Genomic DNA, 21,587 nt, shown 5'->3' with positions numbered 1-21,587 from the left:
CGAATGCAGCCAACAACGCTGCAGCTTGAAAGATGAAGGGGATGAATGATGGAGACTGCAATGAGCAATTACCCACACCTGCTGGCGCCGCTGGATCTCGGCTTCACCACCCTGAAAAATCGGGTGCTGATGGGATCGATGCACACCGGCCTGGAAGAACTGCCGAATGGCCCCGAGCGCATGGCCGCTTTCTATGCCGAGCGCGCCGCAGCCGGCGTGGCGTTGATCGTCACCGGCGGCATCGCCCCCAATGAAAAAGGTGTGGTCTATCGCGGCGGCTCAACCCTGAGCCACCCGGAGCAGGTCGACCATCACCGCATCGTCACCGACGCCGTCCACAAGGCCGGCGGTAAAATTGCGCTGCAGATCCTGCATGCCGGTCGCTACAGCTACCAGCCGCAGCCGGTAGCCCCCTCCGCGCTACAGGCGCCGATCAATCCCTTTACCCCTACCGCACTGAGCGAAGCGGACATTCTGCAAACTATCGCAGACTTCGCGCAGTGCGCGGCTTTAGCTCAACAGGCAGGTTATGACGGCGTCGAAGTGATGGGTTCCGAAGGCTATCTGATCAACCAGTTCCTGGTCGCACGCACCAACCAGCGTGATGATCAATGGGGCGGCAGCTTCAGCAACCGCATGCGTTTTGCCGTGGAGATCGTCCGGGCGGTACGCCAGGCGGTCGGCCACGAATTTATCCTGATTTATCGCCTTTCGATGCTCGATCTGGTTGAGGATGGCTCCAGTTGGCAGGAAATCGAACAGTTGGCGCTGGCCGTTGAGCAGGCCGGGGCCACTATTATCAACACCGGCATTGGCTGGCATGAGGCGCGTATCCCCACCATCGCCACCATGGTGCCGCGAGCAGGATTCAGTTGGGTGACCCGCAAGCTAATGGGTAAGGTACGCATTCCGCTGATCACCACCAACCGCATCAACGACCCGGCGGTAGCCGAGCAGGTCTTGGCCGACGGCTGCGCCGACATGGTATCAATGGCGCGCCCGTTCCTGGCCGACGCCGCTTTTGTGCAGAAAGCCGCCGAAGGGCGTGCCGATGAAATCAATACCTGCATTGGTTGTAACCAGGCCTGCCTCGACCAAATTTTTGAAGGCAAACTCACCTCCTGCCTGGTGAACCCTCGTGCCTGCCGCGAGACCGAGATGCCGCTGGTAGCAACGGAGAAGCCGAAAAAGCTGGCGGTGATCGGAGCCGGGCCGGCCGGATTGGCCTTTGCCACTACCGCAGCCAGCCGCGGCCACCGGGTGACGCTGTTCGATGCCGCCGATCAGATTGGCGGCCAGTTCAATATCGCCAAGCAGATCCCCGGTAAAGAGGAGTTTCATGAAACGCTGCGTTATTTCCGTCGCCAATTGACGCTGCAAGAGGTCGATGTGAAGCTCGGCACCTGGGTGACGGCGGCCGATCTGGCGGAGTTCGACGAAGTGATCCTTGCCTGCGGTATTGTGCCGCGTACCCCGGCGATCCCCGGTATCGACAACGCCAAAGTGTTGACCTATCTGGATGTGCTACGCGATAAAAAGCCGGTCGGCCAGCGCGTGGCGATTATCGGTGCCGGCGGCATCGGCTTCGATACCGCCGAATACCTCAGCCAACACGGGGTGTCGAGCAGTCTGGATCCGGCGGAATTTAACCGTGAATGGGGTATCGATGACCAGCTTAGCCAACGCGGCGGGCTGGCGGTGCAGGGGCCAGTGGTTGCCCGCCCTGCTCGGCAGATCTACCTGCTGCAACGCAAAACCAGCAAAGTGGGCGAAGGCCTGGGGAAAACCACCGGTTGGATCCACCGCACCAGCCTGGCGATGCGCGGTGTAAAAATGCTCAACAGCGTGAACTACCAACGCATTGATGATGAAGGCCTGCATATTTCACGCGCCGAACAGGAAAGCTGCCTACCGGTGGATACGGTGATTATCTGCGCCGGACAAGAACCCAGACGCGAACTGCAGCAACCGCTGCTGGAGATGGGAAAAACCGTGCATTTGATTGGGGGTGCGGACGTCGCCGCCGAGCTGGATGCCCGCCGCGCTATCGATCAGGGTACGCGGCTGGCAATGGCACTTTAATTCGCTAATCATGGAGGGGCGCATTCACCGCGCCCCTCGGTCAATCAGTAACGTGCGCCGGATTTCACCGCTCTGAGGATCACAAATTTCTTGTTGGATGCCACAACGGTGCAGTTGCCAAACAGGCGCTTCAGCTTATGGTGATAATCCAGATGACGGTTGCCGACGATGCGCAACTCGCCACCGACCTGCAGGCAACGCTTGGCGTCGCAGAACATCTGCCAAGCGGTGTGATCGGTGATCGCATGCTGTTGGTGGAACGGTGGATTGCACAGTACCGCCTGCACGCTTTCACGCTCAATCCCCGCCAGTGAGTTGTTCACCTCAAACTGACAACGATCCAGATCCTGCGGCAGGTTGTGCTCTACGTTCAACTCGCTGGAGGCCACCGCCATATAAGACTCATCGACAAACGTCACCTGAGCCTGCGGATTCTGCGCCAGTGCCGTCAGGCCAATCACGCCATTACCGCAGCCGAGATCGACAATATGCCCTTCCAGATCCTTCGGCAGATGCTCCAGGAACAGGCGCGCGCCGATGTCCAGATTGCTGCGCGAGAACACGTTGGCATGGTTGTGGATAAGCCAATCCGTGCCGTCCAGCGTCCAGTTGGTGGTTTCCGGGGCCACCGGCGGCACAATATCCGTCACTTCGCAGTGGATCAGACGCGCTTTCTTCCATGCCAGGCTGGTGCGCGTTGGGCCAAGCACCTTTTCAAACAGCTGCATGGTCGAGGTGTGAACGTCACGCGCCTTGGCTCCGGCGATAATGACCGTATCCGGTGCCACCACGTTGCGCAACGAGCGCAGTTGCTGTTCCAGCAGTGCCAGCGCTTTAGGAATGCGGATCAGCACCACTGCCGGTGAAGCAGGCAGTTCGGCCAGGCTGTCCAGCAGCGTCACCTGCTCCGGATCCAGTTCATTGAGCTTCAGGTTATGGCGCGTTGCCAACTGACTCATGTAGGAATCGCTGATGCTGTAAGGCTGATGAGCGTGCAGTGCGCAGGCCAGCGTGCCGAAGTTGTCGTTGAAAATCAGCACCGGGCGATCGCCAATGTTTATATTTTCAAGCTGTTGCAGCAGATATTCGTCCGCCGCTTCCCACGCCTGCAATTGGGTGGATTCTTCCTGTTGGGGATAACGTTCCAGCTCAAGTTGCTGTGTTCCCAGATCGAGTTGGCTCATTGCCCCTCCTGACTGATAAAATTTGGGCTGTTTATCCCCTAAAAACGCCCGGCAGTAAAATGTTTTTTCGGATAAATTGCCCTTTGCGGGCTTTGCACGAAAAAACATCATACAATGACCCGCTCAATTGAGGCCAAAACGGGAAGATGATGTCCGAACTGACCTACCTGCAGGGCTACCCTGAACATCTGCAAAGCCAGGTGCAGCAGTTGATCGACCAACGACGCCTGGGGGATGTGCTGTTGCAGCGCTATCCGCAAGTGCATGACTGCACTACCGACAAGTCGCTTTATCAGTTTACCGTCGATCTGAAAAACCAGTATTTGCGCAACGCTCAACCGCTGAGCAAGGTGGCTTACGACGGTAAAATTCAGGTGATGAAACACGCGCTGGGCATGCACACCGCCATTTCCCGCGTGCAGGGTGGCAAACTGAAGGCCAAGGCGGAAATCCGCGTGGCGACGGTCTTCAAGCTGGCGCCTGAGCCGTTTTTGCGCATGATCGTGGTACATGAGTTGGCGCATCTGAAAGAGAAAGACCACAACAAGGCCTTCTACAGCCTGTGCTGCCATATGGAACCCAATTACCATCAGTTGGAGTTCGACACCCGGCTGTATCTGACCCACCTCTCCGTGTTTGGCGATCTGTATGCATAGCGAGATTCGCCTTCTGTAAATGCCGTGATAATCTGATTCTTTCTACCCTGTGCGACGTGTGAAGCGCATAGGGTACAGCGCCTGGGAACCGGAGATATCTATGATTCGCTTTGCCGTTGTGGGCACCAACTGGATTACGGAACGCTTTATCGACGCCGCGCACGAAAGCGGCAAGCTGAAATTGACCGCCGTCTATTCGCGCAGGCTGGAAAAAGCGCAGGAATTTGGCGCCAACTACCACGTCAGCCTGTTTTTCGATTCCCTTGAAGCATTGGCCCAATCTGATGCCATCGATGCGGTTTACATCGCCAGCCCCAACGCCCTTCACTGCCAACAATCGCTGCTGTTCCTCAGCCATAAAAAGCATGTGATTTGCGAAAAGCCGCTGGTGTCCAACCTGCGTGAAGCCGAAAAGCTGGTGGCCTGCGCGCGTGAAAATCAGGTGGTGCTGTTCGAAGCTTTCAAAAGCGCTCATCTGCCGAATTTCCTGGCCCTGCAACAGGCGTTGCCGCAAATCGGCAGGTTGCGCAAAGCCTTCCTCAACTACTGCCAATACTCGTCACGCTACCCGCGCTATCTGGCCGGCGAGAATCCGAACACCTTCAATCCGCAGTTTTCCAACGGCTCAATCATGGACATTGGCTATTACTGCCTGGCCAGCGCCGTAGCCCTGTTCGGCGAACCGAAATCGGTGATTGCCAGCGCGGCGCTGCTGGATACCGGTGTGGATGCCCACGGTACCGCTTGCCTCAACTACGGCGATTTCGACGTCACCCTCTCCCACTCCAAAGTCAGCAACTCGGACATTCCCAGTGAGATACAGGGCGAAGAAGGAACGCTGGTGATTGAGAAAATTTCTGAGTGTCAGGGCGTGGTGCTGACCCCACGCGGCGGCCATCGTCAGGATCTGACCCGTCCTCAGCACATCAATACCATGCTGTATGAGGCACAGGTGTTCGCCGATCTGGTGGAAAAACGACAGGTGGAACACCCGGGGCTGGAGAATTCACTGATTATCGCCCGCCTGCTGACCGAAATTCGCCGCCAGACCGGCGTGGTCTTCCCTGCCGACGGAGAGTGACATGAAACCCTTATTACTGATGCAAACCGGCGATGCCCCAGAGGTTATCCGCCGGGAAAAGGCCAACTTCGACGGCATGTTCTTGCAACAGGGGAACATTGATGCCGATCGCGTGCAGATCGTGCACCTTCCCGCAGGCGAGCAGCCGCTGCCGCCGCAAAATTATGCCGGCGTGGTGATCACCGGTTCACCGGCGATGGTGACCGAACGGCTGCCGTGGAGCGAGCAAGCCGCCGAGTGGCTGCGCCAGGCGATGCAGATCCAGCTGCCGATCTTCGGTGCCTGCTACGGGCACCAGCTGTTGGCCTATGCGCTTGGCGGTGAAGTCGGTTATCACCCGCAGGGTATGGAAGTCGGCACATTGGACGTCGAATTGCTGCCCGCCGCCGCCAACGACCGGCGAATGGCGATGTTACCGCCGCGCTTCAAGGCCAATCTGATCCACTCGCAGAGCGTGTTGACGCCCCCCGCCGGCGCAGTGCCGCTGGCCCGGTCGCAACAGGATGCCTATCAGATCCTCAGTTATGGCGATCGTGTGCTGACGACCCAGTTCCATCCGGAATTTAACGGCGCGGTGATGCATCAGTATCTGAGCTGGCTCGGTGAACTGTATCCTGAGCAGCAGGCAGCGTATCAGCTTAAGCAACAGCAGGTTAGCGATACGCCGTTCAGTCGGCTGCTGCTGCAGGGATTTGTCGTCAGCCTCGGCGCGCAAAAAGCCCTGGCCGGGTAACTTAATAAACGTTGACCGCTGACATATTTTGCATTACTTTCTGCCGTGCAAAGGGGAGTAACTTCATTGCCGGTCAATCGTCATTACGATGCGCAAGCATCCGGTTACCGGGCAACATGATGTAACGGGCACGATCAGCGCACCTTCATCAACGTTGTAAGTGAGACCTTGCCGGAAGGCGAGGTTTGCTTGCAGCGTTCATAAGAGCGGCTAGCGTCTTCCGACGTTGGCCGTTTTTGTTTTTGAAGGATACCTCTGATGATGAATACCGTTGGCACACCTTGGTTATGGGGCAGCTTTGCCGCCATCATAGTTGTGATGCTCGCAATCGACTTACTGCTGCAAGGCCGCAAAGGCGCACACACCATGACGCTCAAGCAGGCCGCCAGTTGGTCGCTGGTGTGGATCAGCCTCTCTTTGCTGTTCAACCTGGGCTTCTGGTACTACCTGAACCAAACCGCCGGGCGCGCCGTCGCCGACACCCAGGCGTTGGCCTTCCTCACCGGTTATCTGATCGAAAAAGCGCTGGCGGTCGATAACGTCTTCGTCTGGCTGATGCTGTTCAGCTACTTTGCCGTTCCGGCCAACCTGCAGCGTCGGGTGCTAATCTTTGGCGTACTGGGCGCGATCGTGCTGCGTACTATCATGATCTTCGCCGGCAGCTGGCTGGTGACCCAGTTCCAGTGGTTGCTGTACCTGTTCGGTGCGTTTCTGCTGTTTACCGGTATCAAGATGGCGCTGGCAAAAGAAGATGACTCGGCGATTGGTGACAAGCCGCTGGTGAAATGGCTGCGCAGCCACCTGCGTATGACCGACAACCTGGAAGGTGAACGTTTCTTCGTGCGCCGCAACGGCCTGCTGTTCGCTACGCCGCTGGTGCTGGTGCTGATCCTGGTGGAACTGAGTGACGTGATCTTTGCGGTCGATAGCATCCCGGCAATTTTCGCCGTGACCACGGATCCGTTTATCGTTCTGACCTCTAACCTGTTCGCCATCATGGGCCTGCGCGCCATGTACTTCTTGCTGGCTAACGTGGCAGAGCGCTTCTCGATGCTGAAATACGGCCTGTCGATTATCCTGATGTTTATCGGCGTCAAGATGTTGATTATCGACTTCTTCCATATCCCGATCGGCGTTTCGCTCGGCGTGGTGGCCGGTATCCTGACGTTAACGTTGGTGATCAACGCCTGGGTTAACCGTCGTAACGACCGTCTGGCCAATCATAAAGCACCATAATCTGTTAGTCGGGGCGGCTTGCCGCCCCGCGATTGTTTGGCAATTCCCCCCAAACGCCAAATGTTATTGCGATCACACAAATGTAATCAGTATGTTATAAAGAGTTGATCCGCGCTCAGAATTTCACCCTCTCCCCTTTCCAATACCCAGGCTTTACTGAATACTGATTCGGCAAACACACTTGGTTACAGATCCCTATAAAGTTGTCCGGTGGCGTTCCCACCGAGGTGACAAAGTCTGTACGCAACATCATCGGGAAAAAGCATTATGCAAAACTTACTACACAGGATCGTACAGGGCAGCCTGGTTAAACAAATCATGATCGGCCTGGTGGCCGGGATTATCGTGGCGTTAATCTCACCGGCAGCAGCTTCTGCTGTGGGCCTGCTTGGCGCCCTGTTCGTCGGGGCACTAAAAGCGGTAGCGCCGGTATTGGTGCTGGTGTTGGTCATGGCCTCAATCGCCAACCACAAGCACGGGCAAAAAACCAATATCCGCCCGATCCTGTTCCTCTACCTGCTGGGGACCTTCGCCGCGGCGCTGGTGGCGGTAGTGGTCAGCTTTATGTTCCCGTCCAACCTGGCGCTGGTGACCGGCAATGCGGATATCAACCCGCCGGGCGGCATTATTGAAGTGCTGAAAGGCCTGCTGATGAGCGTGGTCGCCAACCCGTTCCATGCGCTGATTAACGCCAACTATATCGGCATTCTGGCCTGGGCCGTGGGTTTGGGGCTGGCGCTGCGCCACGCCTCTGAAACCACCAAATCGCTGATTAACGATATGTCGCATGCGGTCACCCTGGTGGTACGCGCGGTGATCCGCTGCGCTCCACTCGGTATTTTCGGTCTGGTGGCCTCGACGCTGGCGGATACCGGTTTCGGTGCGCTTTGGGGCTATGCGCAACTGCTGGTGGTGCTGATCGGCTGTATGCTGTTGGTGGCGCTGGTGCTGAACCCGCTGATCGTTTACTGGAAAATCCGTCGCAACCCTTACCCGCTGGTGTTTGCCTGCCTGCGCGAAAGCGGCGTGACCGCCTTCTTCACCCGCAGCTCAGCCGCCAACATCCCGGTGAATATGGAGCTGTGCAAAAAGCTGAATCTGAACGAAGACACCTATTCGGTTTCCATCCCGCTGGGTGCCACCATCAACATGGCTGGCGCCGCCATCACCATTACCGTGCTGACGCTGGCGGCGGTGCATACTCTGGGGATCCCGGTTGATGTGCCCACGGCGTTGCTGCTCAGCGTCGTCGCGGCTATCTGTGCCTGCGGCGCTTCCGGCGTGGCAGGCGGTTCACTGCTGCTGATCCCATTAGCCTGCAACATGTTCGGCATTCCGAACGACGTGGCAATGCAGGTGGTGGCAGTCGGCTTTATCATCGGCGTACTGCAAGACTCCGCCGAAACCGCGCTGAACTCCTCGACCGACGTGCTGTTCACCGCAGCTGCCTGTCAGGCGGAAGATCAGCGTTTAGCGGATGAAGACCCGCTGAAAGTGCGTTAATCCCCAAAATGTTCCAGAAGGCGCTCGTGATCGGGCGCCTTTTTTACGACTGTCGCCTTACAATGTCACTCCGCTCTTAAAAATCGCCAACTCACGGAAATCATTGGTTTCGTTGCGTGCTGGCTGACCATTGGCAATCGCCACGATCAGATCGACAAACTGCTCCAGCAGACTTTCCATCGGGGTGCCGTGGATCAGCCGGCCGGCATCGAAGTCGATCCAGTGCGGCTTCTTCGCCGCCAGTTCGCTGTTGGTCGCCAGCTTCACCGTCGGTACGAAACCGCCATAGGGCGTACCGCGCCCGGTGCTGAACAACACCATATGGCAACCGGCACCGGCCAGCGCGCTGGTCGCTACCGCGTCATTGCCTGGCGCACTCAGCAGGTTTAAACCGGGTTGCCGCAGCCGTTCGCCATATTTGAGCACGTCCACCACCTGGCTGTGCCCGGCTTTCTGCGTGCAGCCGAGCGATTTCTCCTCCAGCGTGGTGATCCCACCGGCTTTGTTGCCCGGCGAAGGGTTTTCATAAATCGGCTGGTTATGGGCAATAAAATACTGTTTGAAATCGTTGACCATGCTGACGGTCTTATCGAACGTCGCACGATCGCGGCAGCGGCTCATCAGGATCCGTTCGGCGCCAAACATCTCCGGCACTTCAGTCAGTACCGTCGTGCCGCCGTTGGCAATCAGATAGTCGGAAAAACGCCCCAACAGCGGATTGGCGGTGATGCCGGACAGCCCGTCAGACCCGCCGCACTCCAGCCCGAATTTCAATTCACTCAGCTTGCCAGGTTGACGGCGATCATCGCGCATCACCTGGTACAGCGCATGTAGCTGTTCCAACCCAGCCTCTACCTCATCGTCCTGTTGCTGACAGACCATAAAGCGCACCCGCTGATCATCAACCGCACCCAGGGTACTGCGGAAAACATCCACCTGATTATTCTCGCACCCCAGGCCAATCACCAACACCGCGCCGGCATTGGGATGGCGCACCATGTTTTGCAGCATGGTGCGGGTGTTCTCATGATCTTGCCCCAGTTGGGAGCAGCCAAACGGATGACTGAACAGGTGCACGCCGTCGATCCCCTGCGCATCCTGGGTTTCCTTGAGGAAACGCTGCTGGATCTGTCGGGCAATGCCGTTGACACAGCCAACGGTCGGTATGATCCACAGCTCGTTGCGGATCCCTACTTCCCCACTGCTACGGCGATAAAGCTGCACTTCCCGATCCGCAGCCTGCGGCGGTAATACGGGAAATTGCGGCTGGTACTGATAGCTGTCCAGGTCACTCAGGTTAGTTTTGGCATTTTGCGAGTGAATATGTACACCGGAAGCAATCGTCTCCAGTGCATGACCGATCGGCAAGCCATATTTGATGATTGCCTCACCGGCGGTAATCGGCCGTAGCGCAAACTTATGCCCGCGCGCTACCGGCTGCGCAAGCCGAATTGCCGTGCCGTCCAGCATCAACGTTTCATCGGCCGCCAGATCGCGCAGTGCCACCGCGACATTATCCAGCGAATGAATTTTTACCATGCTTTGCATAAACCCACCTCGGGCAGCGGCTACGCCAGTTCAATGGCGAAATAGTTCTTGGCATTGTCGAAGCAGATGTTTTTCACCATCTCGCCCAGCAGCGCGATATCTGCCGGTACCTCGCCGTCTGCCACCCAACGCCCCATCATCTGGCAAAGGATGCGGCGGAAATATTCATGGCGGGTATAAGACAGGAAGCTACGACTGTCAGTCAGCATACCGACAAAGCGGCTCAACAAGCCGAGCTGCGCCAATTGCGTCATCTGACGTTGCATACCGTCTTTCTGATCGTTGAACCACCAGCCGGAACCGAACTGCATCTTGCCCGGCATACCCTCTCCCTGGAAGTTACCGACCATGGTGGCGATCACTTCATTGTCACGCGGGTTGAGGCAGTACAGGATGGTCTTCGGCAGGCCCCCCTGACGCGCCTGGGCATCCAGCAGGCGTGAAAGTGGCTCCGCCAGCGGTCGGTCATTTATCGAATCAAAGCCGATATCAGGGCCGACGCTGGCCAGCATGCGGCTGTTATTATTGCGCAGCGCGCCGATGTGATATTGCTGTACCCATTCACGGCGTTGATATTCTGCCGCCAGGAACAGCAGCACCGCACTTTTGAATTGGGCACTCTGCTCTGGCGCAGGTAGCTTGCCGCTCAGGCGCGCCGTTAAAATCGCATCCAGTGCAGCTTCATCCGCCTCTCCATAAACCACCACGTCCAACGCATGGTCAGCCACCTTGCAGCCATGGGCGGCAAAATGATCCATGCGCTTTTTCAACGCGTCACACAGCGCGCTGAATCGACCGATATGAATATCGGCTGCCGCTTCCAGCTTTTGCAGATAGTCATTGAAGCCCGGCGCATCGATATTAAACGCCTTGTCCGGTCGCCAACTTGGCAACACCTTGATATCGAAACTGCTGTCGGCGGCAATGGCTTTATGGTGGCGCAGATCGTCGACAGGATCGTCAGTGGTGCCGACCATCTTCACATTCATCTGCTGCATGATGCCGCGTGCCCTGAAATCGTCCTGCGCCAACAGGGCATTGCCGCGCTGCCAGATATCGTCCGCCGTCATCGGGGAAAGCAGCGTGTCGGTGATACCGAACGGACGACGCAGCTCCAGGTGGGTCCAGTGATAAAGTGGGTTACCCAGGGTATGCGGTACGGTGGCAGCCCAGGCATCGAATTTTTCACGATCGCCGGCATCGCCGGTACACAGCCGTTCTGCCACCCCGTTGGTGCGCATCGCCCGCCATTTGTAGTGGTCACCCTTAAGCCAGATTTCGTATAAATTTTTAAAACGGGTGTTCTCGGCGATCTGTTCCGGCGGCAGATGACAGTGATAGTCAAAGATCGGTTGCTCCGCCGCATAGTCATGATACAAACGCCGGGCGAATTCGCTGCCCAGCAAGAAATCTTCGTTTAAAAACGTCGCCATAGCTGGCTCCTCACCTTGCTTGCCGTTCGACACAGTGTTCAATGCGACAAAGTTATCACACCAATTTTATTGGGCGTCCAGCAAAATATCGCCTTCAGCCAGGCTGCCATGACCCAGAAAAGGCCGTTTACCGGCATTTTTACGGCCAGATAGCGCCTAAACAGCCCAATCATGCGGCAAACAGTATTGCCGAATTGAAAAATGGCTTTTGTGATATCACTCAACTTTTAAATCTGTATGACAAGTTATTGTCTCGCCACCCAGTCGTGCTTGCGGCGGGAATACGCCGGTGATGAACAGGCCGGTGCAAATCAACGATAAAGGGATAACCCCTTAAAACGCTGACGCCGACAGGGCGCCGCCAATTCAAGACTGGGAGATATTTCGGATGCGTAAAATTAAAGGGTTACGCTGGTACATGATCGGACTGGTGACGATCGGCACCGTGCTGGGTTACCTGACGCGTAACGCCATCGCCGTCGCGGCGCCCACGCTGGAAGACACCTTACACATCACCACGCAGCAGTATTCTTACATCGTCGCGGCCTATTCTGCCTGCTACACCCTGATGCAACCAGTGGCGGGATATGTGCTGGACGTCTTGGGTACCAAGGTCGGATACGCCATGTTCGCCATCCTGTGGGCGCTGTTTTGCATGGGCACGGCTCTGGCCAACAGTTGGGGCGGGCTGGCATTGGCGCGCGGGGCCGTGGGCATGGCGGAGGCGGCAATGATCCCCGCCGGGCTGAAGGCCAGCAGTGAGTGGTTCCCGGCCAAAGAACGTTCCATCGCCGTGGGTTACTTCAACGTCGGCTCGTCGATAGGCGGCATGCTGGCGCCGCCGCTGGTGGTCTGGGCAATCGTCGCGCACAGTTGGGAAATGGCGTTCATCATCACCGGCGTGCTGAGCCTGATCTGGGCTGTCTGCTGGCTGATTTTCTATAAGCACCCGAAAGACCAGAAGAAGCTCAGCGACGAAGAGCGCGAGTACATTCTGGGTGGGCAGGAAGCACAGCACCAAACCGGCAACGCCAAGAAAATGTCCGCCTGGCAGATTGTTCGCAACCGCCAGTTCTGGGGCATCGCGCTGCCGCGCTTTCTGGCAGAGCCGGCATGGGGCACCTTCAATGCCTGGATCCCGTTATTCATGTTCAAAGCCTACGGCTTCAACCTGAAAGAGATCGCCATGTTCGCCTGGATGCCGATGCTGTTCGCCGATCTGGGCTGTATCGTCGGCGGTTACCTGCCACCGTTTTTCCAGAAACACTTTAAAGTGAACCTGATTGTTTCACGTAAGCTGGTGGTTACCCTGGGTGCCGTGCTGATGATTGGCCCTGGCATGATAGGCCTGTTTACCAGCCCCTATGCGGCTATCGCACTGCTGTGCGTCGGTGGCTTTGCCCATCAGGCGCTGTCTGGTGCACTGATTACCCTGTCTTCTGACGTCTTCGGTCGCAACGAGGTGGCCACCGCCAACGGCCTGACCGGCATGGCGGCCTGGACCGCCAGCACCCTGTTTGCCCTGGTGGTCGGCGCCCTGGCGGACACACTGGGCTTCAGCCCACTGTTTGCCGCACTGTCGGTATTCGATATTCTCGGCGCCATCGTTATCTGGACCGTCCTGCAAAATCGCCCCGCTACGCAATCCGAAGAGGCTGTATTGGACCCCTCCCCCGCGCGCCATTAACCCCGCAGCCCGGCCATCGCGCCGGGCGCTCCCCGGAGCCTACTGGCAGCTCTGCCGGATAAGTGGTATAACAAATCCATGGCCATGCGCCCCTCCCTATCCAAAGAGCATTCACTATGGAATTCACTGAAACCAGACGCCTGTATCAGCAACTGGCCGCCGAGCTTAAACAGCGTATCGAAAGCGGCCGATACCCGGTGGGCGATAAGCTGCCGGCCGAGCGCTACATTGCCGAAGAGATGAACGTCAGCCGTACCGTGGTGCGCGAAGCGATCATCATGCTGGAAGTGGAAGGCTACGTCGACGTACGCAAAGGCTCCGGGATCCACGTGATGTCCAACCAGCAAAAGCATCTGGTGGTGCCGGGCGACAGCATTGAATTTGCCACCGCCGGGCCGTTCGAGCTGCTGCAGGCACGCCAACTGATTGAGAGCAACATCGCCGAATTCGCCGCGACCCAGGTTACCAAGCAGGACATCGTCCAACTGATGGAGATCCAGGAACAGGCGCGCAAGGAAGATCGCTTCCGCGACTCGCAGTGGGATCTGAAATTCCACGTGCAGGTGGCGCTGGCCACTCAGAACACCGCCATGGCCACCATCGTGGAAAAAATGTGGGTTCAGCGGGTGAATAACCCTTATTGGATCAAGCTGCATGAGCATATCGACGATCGCTCCATCGCCAGCTGGTGCGACGACCACGATCAGATCCTCAAGGCATTGATACGTAAAGATCCTAACGCCGCCAAGCTAGCCATGTGGCAACACCTGGAAAACACCAAGCAGATGCTGTTCAACGCCACCAGCGACGATTTTGAATATAATGCCGACCGCTACCTGTTCGCCGATAACCCGGTGGTGCATCTGGATGGCGTAGCCGCCGAAAATAAATAGCCCAGGCGGTCAAAAATCGTCGGGTTATGTCAGGTATTGTAAAATCCGCTGAATCGATGCCTGAACGGCGATTTGCCGTGTAGTATTTCACCGCTGGCAACGTAGATTTCCCTGTTGCCAATCGTGCTATTTTGGTAAAGTTGAGCCACTTTTTTACCCTCTGCTACGGGGCGGGACGCGAATACATGCGCTGGTTGTTTGCCATGCTTATTGCTCTTTTTTGCTGGACCGGTTCGGTCTCCGGCCAAAAGCTATGCGCGGCACCTTCCAAAGCAACCCCTACATCGCTGAGCAGTTTACCCTCGCTCTCCGATCCGCTGCTTTCCCCTTACGACCAGGTTTATCGGTCACCGGCAGAGCTGCAGCGAAAAAAGCCGGGTAAATTGCCGTTGTTATTGCCGCGGTTGCATTCCTTCTCCGGCTCGCTGTCGACCTGCGCCCAATTACCGCCGGTCTATACCCTGGCCGCAGAGCTGGGCCACCGCACCAAACTCCCGCGCCAGAACTCACCTGCGCTCAACCGGCTTGCCCAGATCAACTGGACGCTGCACACCCCGCAGCAGCAAAACAGGCTAGGCGGCTGGAAAGAAAGTAATATGCTTTACCGTGGCACGCTGACTTACCACTCATGACCGGTGTCGCACCGACTAGAATCTACTAAAAAGCAACGCCGTTTCATCATTATCAGCAGCCAGCATCGCCCGCGCGCTTTCGGCCCACACTCGATCAGCCGCTGAAATAAAATAAACAATGACGTTTTAGGAACACCGGATGGACATCATTAAAGAACTGTTACATGCCTTATGGCAGCAGGATTTTGAGACGCTGGCGAACCCTTCGCTGGTCTGGACCCTCTACGTGCTGCTGTTTATGATCCTGTTTTTGGAAAACGGTCTGCTGCCGGCAGCCTTTCTGCCAGGGGACAGCCTGTTGATCCTGGTCGGCGTCCTGATCGCCAAAGGCACCATGAATTTCCCGCTCACCATCCTGATCCTGACCGTCGCCGCCAGCTTGGGGTGCTGGGTCAGCTACATACAGGGCAAGTGGCTCGGCAATACCCGAACGGTACAGGGCTGGCTGTCGCATCTGCCGGCTCACTATCATCAACGGGCACACCAGCTGTTCCACCGCCACGGGCTTTCCGCCCTGCTGGTCGGTCGTTTCCTGGCGTTTGTCCGCACCCTGCTGCCGACCATTGCCGGCCTGTCTGGCCTGAGCAATGCCCGCTTCCAGTTCTTTAACTGGATGAGCGGCCTGCTGTGGGTCGTGATCCTCACCTCGCTGGGCTTTGCGCTGGGCAAAACCCCGGTCTTCCGTAAGTATGAAGACCAGCTGATGTTCTGCCTGATGCTGTTGCCGTTGGTGCTGCTGGTCGTCGGGCTGGTCGGCTCGCTGATCGTCTTGTGGCGCAAGAAACGCGCCGATAGCCAGGACCAGGGGAAAGGGGCGTGATGATCAAGCGCCCGCGCTGGCAGTACGTGTTGCTGATTGCGCTCGCCTTGCTGGCGCTTGCCACGCTGTTGGTGCCCTGCATGGTGCGCACCGAGAGCGAGCTACGCATTCGCGCAGGGCAGCAAGGCCTTTCGCTGCCTGACGGTTTTTATGTCTATCAGCGGCTGGATCAACGCGGTATTCGCATCAAAAGCATTACTCCGGAAGGCGACGGCCTGGTGATCCGCCTGGACTCGCCGGAACAGCAGTTGCTGGCGCGCGAGGCCTTGCAAACCATTCTGCCGCCGGGGTACATCATTGCCCTGAGCGAATCCCCAGTGCCCACTCACTGGGTGCGCGAATTTGCGCGCTCCCCCCTTAATCTGGGATAATACCCTTTCAAATGAAGGGGTTTCCTTTCATATCACCGCCCTGTTCAATTAATCATCACTCAACACTGAACCGTGGCGGATTCTTTGGGGTCTTCACGATTTATGGCTATGCTCAAGGTTAGCGTCAGTCAGCTACGTAAGACTCCTGTCGCACTGCCTCTGTCGGCAGTCAGGAAAGCGGATACGTGACAACGCATCCCAATAACAAGGAATTGATAGCATGAAATTACGCCAATCTATGTTACTGGCTCTCCCATTCTTCGTCTTCCCGGCCCTGTCATTTGCGGCTGAGGGCGGCTGTGCCGCCAAAGCACAAGAGATTCAAAAACAGATCGATTACGCCACACAGCACGGCAATACTCACCGCGTCGCCGGGTTGAAAAAGGCGCTGAGCGAAGTGCAGACAAATTGCACCGAAGCTGGCCTGCAGGCCGATCGCCAGAAAAAAATCGATGAGAAACAAAGCAAGGTAGCCGAACGTCAGCAGGAGCTGAAAGAAGCCCAGCAGACCGGCAATCTGGACAAAGTGGCCAAGAAACAGAAAAAGCTGGCTGAAGCTCAAGCCGAGCTTAAGCAAGCCCAAGCGGAATAATTTTTTTACACTAGCGGATTTATCGCTGAGAGCCGCACCAAGCGGGATTTTTACCGTATTTGAAATGGATGCTTAGTGATATCAACTACTCATCCCCCCTTTGCTCCGGCGAAAAAATCCGCTATGTTAAAAGTCTGTCTCAGTTAACGTTAAGGAATTATCACATGGCACATGATTCAAATGCAGAAAACTTACGCGCTGAACTTAAATCCTTAGCCGATACGCTGGAAGAAGTGTTGAACTCTTCCACCGATAAGCCAAAAGCCGAACTGGAAAAGCTGCGCTCCAAAGCTGAAGGCGCGCTGAAGGATACCCGTGCTCGCCTGAGCGATGCCGGGGACAAACTGGCTTCTCAAACCAAACAGATCGCCGGCCAGGCGGACGAATATGTTCGTGATAATCCGTGGACCGGTATCGGTATCGGCGCCGCTGTCGGTGTGGTACTGGGCGTTCTGTTAGCGCGCCGCTAATTATGGCTGAACAACAACCGCAAGTTCGTGCACAGGGCCCCGCCAAGGGGGTCCTGGACGTCGGCCAGCGCATCATCACTATTTTGGTCGGTATGGTGGAAACCCGTGTCCGTCTGGCAGTGGTCGAGTTGGAAGAGGAGAAAGCCAACCTCATTCAGTTGCTGATCATGGCCGGCATGACGCTGTTGTTCACCGCATTTGGCCTGATGAGCCTGTTAATCCTGATTTTCTGGGCCATCGATCCTATCTACCGCCTGATGGCGTTAGGGGCCACTACCGGGTTGCTGCTGTTCCTGGCCGTGTTCGGTGCCATTTGGACACTGGTCAAGGCTCGACGCTCCACGTTGTTGGGCGCCACGCGCAAACAGTTGGAGATCGACCGTTCCGAGCTGGAGGACGAAAAATGAATCGTCGCCGCTATCTGGAATGGAGAAAAGAGAAGCTCATCCGCAAGATCCAGCAGCAAAGGCTGGATCTTGCGGAAAACAAAACCCTGTGGTTGGAAAAGACCGAGCGTATCGATCGCGGCTGGCAAACGGTTTTCGGCTTGCGTAAATACCTGGTGGTCGGCTCCAGCGTGATGGCCATCTACGGTATACGCCATCCAAGCAAGCTGATTCGCTGGTCTCGTCGTGCTTTTGGTGTCTTTGGCACTATCCGTTTGATCCAGAAAACCTTTTCCAACAAATAACCTTTCGCAGTTCCTTCAATTCTTCCGTTGTTAAGCCCGCCTTTTCGCAGAAAATTCCCGTTTCTGTCGGTGAAGGCTGGGCAACATTCTGATTCCCCTCTCTTTGTTAGCAGGCTAAAGATTCAGTTTTTTTGAAAAAATACGACAGTTTTACTTGCTAACAAAGCGTAGGCTTCCCGATTAACATTCACTCCATCGACACGAGACGGGCCGCACGGGGCTAAATACCCGGCATACCGCCCACCGACATGAAAACGCCAAGACTGGCAAACAAAAATCACTTTGGAGTAAATGATGAAAAAATTAGAAGATACAGGTTTGCTGGTTGCGCGTATTTTGATGACAATCCTGTTTATCGTGGCTGGCTACGGCAAAATGGGCGATGCCTATGCCGGAACCCAACAGTACATGCAATCGATGGGCGTGCCTGGCTTCTTGCTGCCTCTGACCATCCTGCTGGAATTTGGCGGCGGTCTGGCGATCATGTTCGGTTTCCTGACTCGTACCGTAGCGCTGTTCACCGCCGGTTTTACTGTGCTGACCGCGTTATTGTTCCATACTAATTTTGCGGAAGGCGTAAACCAGCTGATGTTCATGAAGAACCTGGCCATCGCCGGCGGCTTCCTGGTACTGGCTGTTGCCGGCCCGGGCGGTTTCAGTATCGACCGCTTGCTGAACAAGAAGTGGTAAGTTTTTAATAGTGACACGGGGCCCGGTAAGCGGGCCCTTCTGCTTTTTCACTCGGACACGAAGGAGATTCCCATGGGACAACTCGTCGATGGCGTTTGGCAAGACATCTGGTATGACACCTCATCTACCGGAGGCCGTTTCAAACGCTCAACCTCTCAGTTCCGCAACTGGGTGACCGCCGACGGCCAGCCGGGCGAACACGGCGTCGCAGGTTTTAAAGCGGAGAAAGATCGTTATCACCTGTACGTTTCTCTTGCCTGCCCTTGGGCGCACCGCACTCTGCTGATGCGTAAATTGAAAGGGCTGGAGCAGATCATTCCTGTTTCGGTGGTACATCCGCTGATGCTGGAAAACGGCTGGACCTTCGGCACCGATTTCCCTGAAGCGACCGGCGATGATCTCTATCACTCAGATTTCCTCTACCAGCTTTACCTGCGCGCCGACCCGCACTACACCGGTCGTGTGACTGTTCCGGTGCTGTGGGACAAGCAGCAGCAAACCATCGTCAGCAATGAATCTGCCGATATCATTCGCATGTTCAACAGCGCGTTCGATGGCGTTGGCGCACGCGCTGGCGATTATTATCCTGCAGAGCTACGCGGGGAAATTGATGAGCTGAACGGCTGGATTTACGACCTGGTGAACAACGGGGTGTATAAGGCCGGCTTTGCCACCAGCCAGGAGGCCTATGACGAAGCAGTACACGGGGTATTCGACGCCCTGGCACGGCTGGAGCAAATTCTGGGACAACAGCGTTATCTGACGGGCGATCGCCTGACTGAGGCTGACCTGCGCCTGTGGACCACGTTGATACGCTTCGATCCGGTGTATGTTACCCACTTTAAGTGCGACAAACACCGCATCAGCGATTACCTCAACCTGTACGGCTTCCTGCGTGATATCTACCAGATGCCAGGCATTGCCGAAACGGTCAGTTTGCCGCACATCCGCAATCACTATTATCGCAGCCACGCCACCATCAATCCGCACGGCATCATTTCGATTGGGCTGGCGCAGGATCTCGACGAACCACACGGTCGCGACACGCGTTTCGGTTAACGGCAAGCTCCCCTTTGCCTGCGGCAAGGGGGAGCGCTTACTGACGCTCCAACTGGGTGAACAGCCTTGGGATCTCGCGCAGGAACCAGGCTTTCGCCTCGCCCATGCTGTCGCGCCGCCAGGCCATGATAATGTCAACTTCACGGCTGTATTCCGGCCCCACCACCCGCAAGCGCCCTTCTTCGATATCTTTCTCGACCATCGGGTAAGGCATGGTCGCCACGCCCAGACCGGCCAACAGAGCCAGACGTTTATCTTCAATGGTGCTCACCGTCAGGCGCTGCTGCTTATCCAGCAATTGTACGGTCAATACCGGACGCTCCCTGGCGGTATCCGCTACCGCAATACCACGGTATTTCACCCGCGTGGCCTCAGCCAGCGGCTCTGGCTCCAGATGGATCGGATGGTCCGGCGCGGCCACATACATGCTCGTCACTTTGTACAGTTTGCGCGTGTTGATTTCAGACGAGGCGCGAAAATGCATGTCCGGGGCGATAACGATATCGGCGCGCCCCTGCTCCAGCCGCTCCCAGGCTCCGGCCAGCACCTCAGTGAAGATAGACACCTGGGTATTGGCTTTCAGCGCCAGCTTATCAACCAGCGGAAACAGCTTGCTTGGCGGCGACAACGCCTCGCTGACGATAGTCAGATGGGTTTCCCAGCCGCGCGCCAGTGCCTCGGCGTCGGTGGTCAACTTATCCGCCGCCTCCAGCAGCACCCGTCCACGATCCAGCAGCATGCGGCCGACGTTGGTGAATTTGGTGCGGTGGCCGGAGCGGTCGAACAGCACCACGTCCAATTCTTCTTCCAATTTTTGCATGGTGTAGCTGAGCGCCGAAGGCACGCGCCCCAGCTCATCGGCTGCCGCAGCAAAGCTGCCACGTCGGTCGATCGCATCCATAACCCTTAACGCTTCAAGCGTTAACGCCCGATCTCTGGCCATCGAATCTCTCTGTCAGGAAATTTGAATATGCCGACCAGATTAACTGGCTAACAATCCGGCGTCCAGATGCTTACCATCTAGATAATGAATTTAGAGAGCCAATTGCCATGATTACATGCAGAACAGCAAAACAATGCGGGCAAGCTGACTTTGGTTGGCTGCAGGCTCGCTACACCTTTTCTTTTGGACATTACTTCGATCCCAAGCTGATGGGTTACGCCTCGCTGCGGGTGCTCAATCAGGAAGTCCTGGCGCCGGGCGCAGCCTTGCAGCCGCGTACTTATCCGAGCGTGGACATTCTGAATTTGATCCTGCAAGGCCAGGCCGAATACCGCGACAGCGACGGTAACACGATGAGCGCCAAGGCCGGTGAGGCTTTGCTGCTGGCCACCCAGCCAGGGATGAGTTACAGCGAACAAAACGCCAGCAGCGATACGCCGCTAACCCGTCTGCAGCTGTGGTTGGATGCCTGTCCAGACACCAATAACGAACGTGTGCAGCGCCTGACGCTGCCAGCGAAGGGTGTGACGCTACTGGCATCGCCGGACGGCGCTCAGGGTAGCCTGCAACTGCGACAACAGGTGTGGATCCATCACCTGGATTTACAGGAAGGTGAGCAGCAGACGCTGGCATTGAATGGGCCCCGTGCTTACTTGCAGTCGATCCACGGTACCATTGAAGCCCAGGGCAACCATCAGGACAGCCAGAACCTGACGTGCGGTGACGGCGCATTTATCCATGATGAAAACCGCCTGACGATACGCGCCGCCACGCCGCTGCGTGCGCTGCTGATCGACTTGCCGGTGTGAGTCACATCCTGAAAGGAAAAAACCCCGCGTAACTTGCGTCACGCGGGGTTTTCTTTATAGAGGGAGCTGACCGGTAAGCCGGGTTCTGTCGTGGACAGTCATTCCTCTAGGCCAGCAATCGCTCACTGGCTCAAGCAGCCTACCCGGGTTCAGTACGGGCCGTACCATGTGAACCCCTATTTGGCCTTGCTCCGGGTGGAGTTTACCGTGCCACGAACTGTTGCCAGTCGCGCGGTGCGCTCTTACCGCACCCTTTCACCCTTACCTGATCCCGCTTGCGCGGGCCATCGGCGGTTTGCTCTCTGTTGCACTAGTCGTAGGCTTGCGCCTCCCAGGCGTTACCTGGCACCCTGCCCTATGGAGCCCGGACTTTCCTCCCCTCCACCTGTCTCCCCCGAAAGGGACGGCAGTGAAGCGGCGACTGTCTGGTCAACTCCGGCGCGGATAGTAGCGTTGCGCTCACGGCAGGTCAAC

At 56.8% G+C, this 21,587-nt stretch carries 22 protein-coding genes and 1 other RNA gene; 18 read left to right on the top strand and 5 right to left on the bottom strand.

Features of this window, described 5'->3' with window-relative positions; genetic code table 11:
* Positions 1-60: 60 nt before the first annotated feature.
* On the top strand, positions 61-2,082 hold the full coding sequence (locus tag ACMGG1_RS02200; RefSeq protein WP_122080275.1) for an FAD-dependent oxidoreductase: 2,022 nt from the start codon (positions 61-63) through the stop codon (positions 2,080-2,082).
* A 44-nt stretch (positions 2,083-2,126) separates the two neighbouring features.
* On the opposite strand, the gene rlmG is transcribed toward ACMGG1_RS02200, so the two are convergent.
* The gene (gene rlmG, locus ACMGG1_RS02195; RefSeq protein ID WP_130017007.1) at positions 2,127-3,266 is read right to left on the bottom strand and encodes a 23S rRNA (guanine(1835)-N(2))-methyltransferase RlmG; all 1,140 of its coding nucleotides are present in this window, start codon (positions 3,264-3,266) and stop codon (positions 2,127-2,129) included.
* A gap of 149 nt (positions 3,267-3,415) precedes the next feature.
* On the opposite strand from rlmG, the gene ACMGG1_RS02190 reads away from it, so the two are divergent.
* From ACMGG1_RS02190 to sstT, 5 genes are all read left to right on the top strand, one after another.
* Positions 3,416-3,922: a M48 family metallopeptidase gene (locus ACMGG1_RS02190; RefSeq protein WP_122080277.1), complete on the top strand. Its 507-nt coding sequence runs from the start codon at positions 3,416-3,418 to the stop codon at positions 3,920-3,922.
* A gap of 100 nt (positions 3,923-4,022) precedes the next feature.
* On the top strand, positions 4,023-5,003 hold the full coding sequence (locus tag ACMGG1_RS02185) for a Gfo/Idh/MocA family protein (protein ID WP_128864533.1): 981 nt from the start codon (positions 4,023-4,025) through the stop codon (positions 5,001-5,003).
* 1 nt (position 5,004) lies between these two features.
* The gene (locus tag ACMGG1_RS02180) at positions 5,005-5,736 is read left to right on the top strand and encodes a glutamine amidotransferase (RefSeq protein ID WP_020831790.1); all 732 of its coding nucleotides are present in this window, start codon (positions 5,005-5,007) and stop codon (positions 5,734-5,736) included.
* Between the two features lie 258 nt (positions 5,737-5,994).
* Positions 5,995-6,972, top strand: a complete 978-nt coding sequence (locus ACMGG1_RS02175) for a TerC family protein (RefSeq protein WP_414161131.1) — start codon at positions 5,995-5,997, stop codon at positions 6,970-6,972.
* 267 nt (positions 6,973-7,239) lie between these two features.
* Positions 7,240-8,475 carry a serine/threonine transporter SstT gene (gene sstT, locus ACMGG1_RS02170; protein ID WP_020831792.1) on the top strand — a complete coding sequence of 412 codons (1,236 nt, stop codon included), beginning with the start codon at positions 7,240-7,242 and terminating at the stop codon, positions 8,473-8,475.
* 57 nt (positions 8,476-8,532) lie between these two features.
* On the opposite strand, the gene ACMGG1_RS02165 is transcribed toward sstT, so the two are convergent.
* Positions 8,533-10,023 (bottom strand): UxaA family hydrolase, encoded by a 1,491-nt coding sequence (locus tag ACMGG1_RS02165; protein ID WP_414161130.1) that lies wholly within the window; start codon positions 10,021-10,023, stop codon positions 8,533-8,535.
* 20 nt (positions 10,024-10,043) lie between these two features.
* The gene (gene uxaC / locus ACMGG1_RS02160; RefSeq protein WP_414161129.1) at positions 10,044-11,456 is read right to left on the bottom strand and encodes a glucuronate isomerase; all 1,413 of its coding nucleotides are present in this window, start codon (positions 11,454-11,456) and stop codon (positions 10,044-10,046) included.
* A gap of 388 nt (positions 11,457-11,844) precedes the next feature.
* Between uxaC and ACMGG1_RS02155 the strand changes: the two genes are divergently transcribed.
* The 11 genes from ACMGG1_RS02155 (at position 11,845) to ACMGG1_RS02105 (ending at position 19,361) form a co-directional block, all read left to right on the top strand.
* Entirely contained in the window at positions 11,845-13,143 is a 1,299-nt protein-coding gene (locus ACMGG1_RS02155; RefSeq protein WP_020831796.1) for an MFS transporter, read from the top strand.
* Positions 13,144-13,259: 116 nt separating this feature from the next.
* Positions 13,260-14,036: a transcriptional regulator ExuR gene (gene exuR / locus ACMGG1_RS02150; RefSeq protein WP_414161128.1), complete on the top strand. Its 777-nt coding sequence runs from the start codon at positions 13,260-13,262 to the stop codon at positions 14,034-14,036.
* Positions 14,037-14,221: 185 nt separating this feature from the next.
* Positions 14,222-14,668: a hypothetical protein gene (locus ACMGG1_RS02145; protein ID WP_262259217.1), complete on the top strand. Its 447-nt coding sequence runs from the start codon at positions 14,222-14,224 to the stop codon at positions 14,666-14,668.
* Between the two features lie 139 nt (positions 14,669-14,807).
* Positions 14,808-15,488, top strand: a complete 681-nt coding sequence (locus tag ACMGG1_RS02140) for a DedA family protein (protein ID WP_020831800.1) — start codon at positions 14,808-14,810, stop codon at positions 15,486-15,488.
* Positions 15,488-15,859, top strand: a complete 372-nt coding sequence (mzrA, locus tag ACMGG1_RS02135; protein WP_020831802.1) for an EnvZ/OmpR regulon moderator MzrA — start codon at positions 15,488-15,490, stop codon at positions 15,857-15,859. The genes ACMGG1_RS02140 and mzrA overlap by 1 nt, the downstream gene beginning before the upstream one ends.
* 220 nt (positions 15,860-16,079) lie before the next feature.
* The gene (locus tag ACMGG1_RS02130; protein WP_142816311.1) at positions 16,080-16,451 is read left to right on the top strand and encodes a DUF1090 domain-containing protein; all 372 of its coding nucleotides are present in this window, start codon (positions 16,080-16,082) and stop codon (positions 16,449-16,451) included.
* A 164-nt stretch (positions 16,452-16,615) separates the two neighbouring features.
* Positions 16,616-16,921, top strand: a complete 306-nt coding sequence (locus ACMGG1_RS02125; protein WP_020831805.1) for a DUF883 family protein — start codon at positions 16,616-16,618, stop codon at positions 16,919-16,921.
* Positions 16,922-16,923: 2 nt separating this feature from the next.
* Entirely contained in the window at positions 16,924-17,328 is a 405-nt protein-coding gene (locus ACMGG1_RS02120) for a phage holin family protein (protein WP_198640234.1), read from the top strand.
* Complete coding sequence (locus ACMGG1_RS02115; RefSeq protein WP_020831807.1) at positions 17,325-17,612, top strand: YqjK-like family protein; 288 nt, start codon at positions 17,325-17,327, stop codon at positions 17,610-17,612. Before ACMGG1_RS02120 ends, ACMGG1_RS02115 begins: the two co-directional genes overlap by 4 nt.
* Before the next feature lie 294 nt (positions 17,613-17,906).
* A complete protein-coding gene (locus ACMGG1_RS02110; protein ID WP_020831809.1) occupies positions 17,907-18,302 on the top strand; it encodes a DoxX family protein in 396 nt (131 codons plus the stop codon).
* A 72-nt stretch (positions 18,303-18,374) separates the two neighbouring features.
* Entirely contained in the window at positions 18,375-19,361 is a 987-nt protein-coding gene (locus ACMGG1_RS02105; protein ID WP_414161127.1) for a glutathione S-transferase family protein, read from the top strand.
* Between the two features lie 37 nt (positions 19,362-19,398).
* On the opposite strand, the gene ACMGG1_RS02100 is transcribed toward ACMGG1_RS02105, so the two are convergent.
* The gene (locus tag ACMGG1_RS02100; protein ID WP_041414994.1) at positions 19,399-20,304 is read right to left on the bottom strand and encodes a LysR family transcriptional regulator; all 906 of its coding nucleotides are present in this window, start codon (positions 20,302-20,304) and stop codon (positions 19,399-19,401) included.
* A gap of 107 nt (positions 20,305-20,411) precedes the next feature.
* On the opposite strand from ACMGG1_RS02100, the gene ACMGG1_RS02095 reads away from it, so the two are divergent.
* Entirely contained in the window at positions 20,412-21,113 is a 702-nt protein-coding gene (locus tag ACMGG1_RS02095; RefSeq protein WP_046372563.1) for a pirin family protein, read from the top strand.
* Positions 21,114-21,171: 58 nt separating this feature from the next.
* Here ACMGG1_RS02095 and rnpB read toward each other — a convergent pair.
* An RNA gene (gene rnpB, locus ACMGG1_RS02090) (RNase P RNA component class A) lies at positions 21,172-21,550 on the bottom strand.
* Positions 21,551-21,587 lie beyond the last annotated feature (37 nt).

Source organism: Serratia sp. BNK-12 (assembly GCF_047456085.1).
Lineage (GTDB): Bacteria > Pseudomonadota > Gammaproteobacteria > Enterobacterales > Enterobacteriaceae > Serratia > Serratia liquefaciens.
The sequence above is the reverse complement of the archived record's forward strand: the minus strand, read 5'-3'. Positions and strand labels throughout refer to the sequence as shown.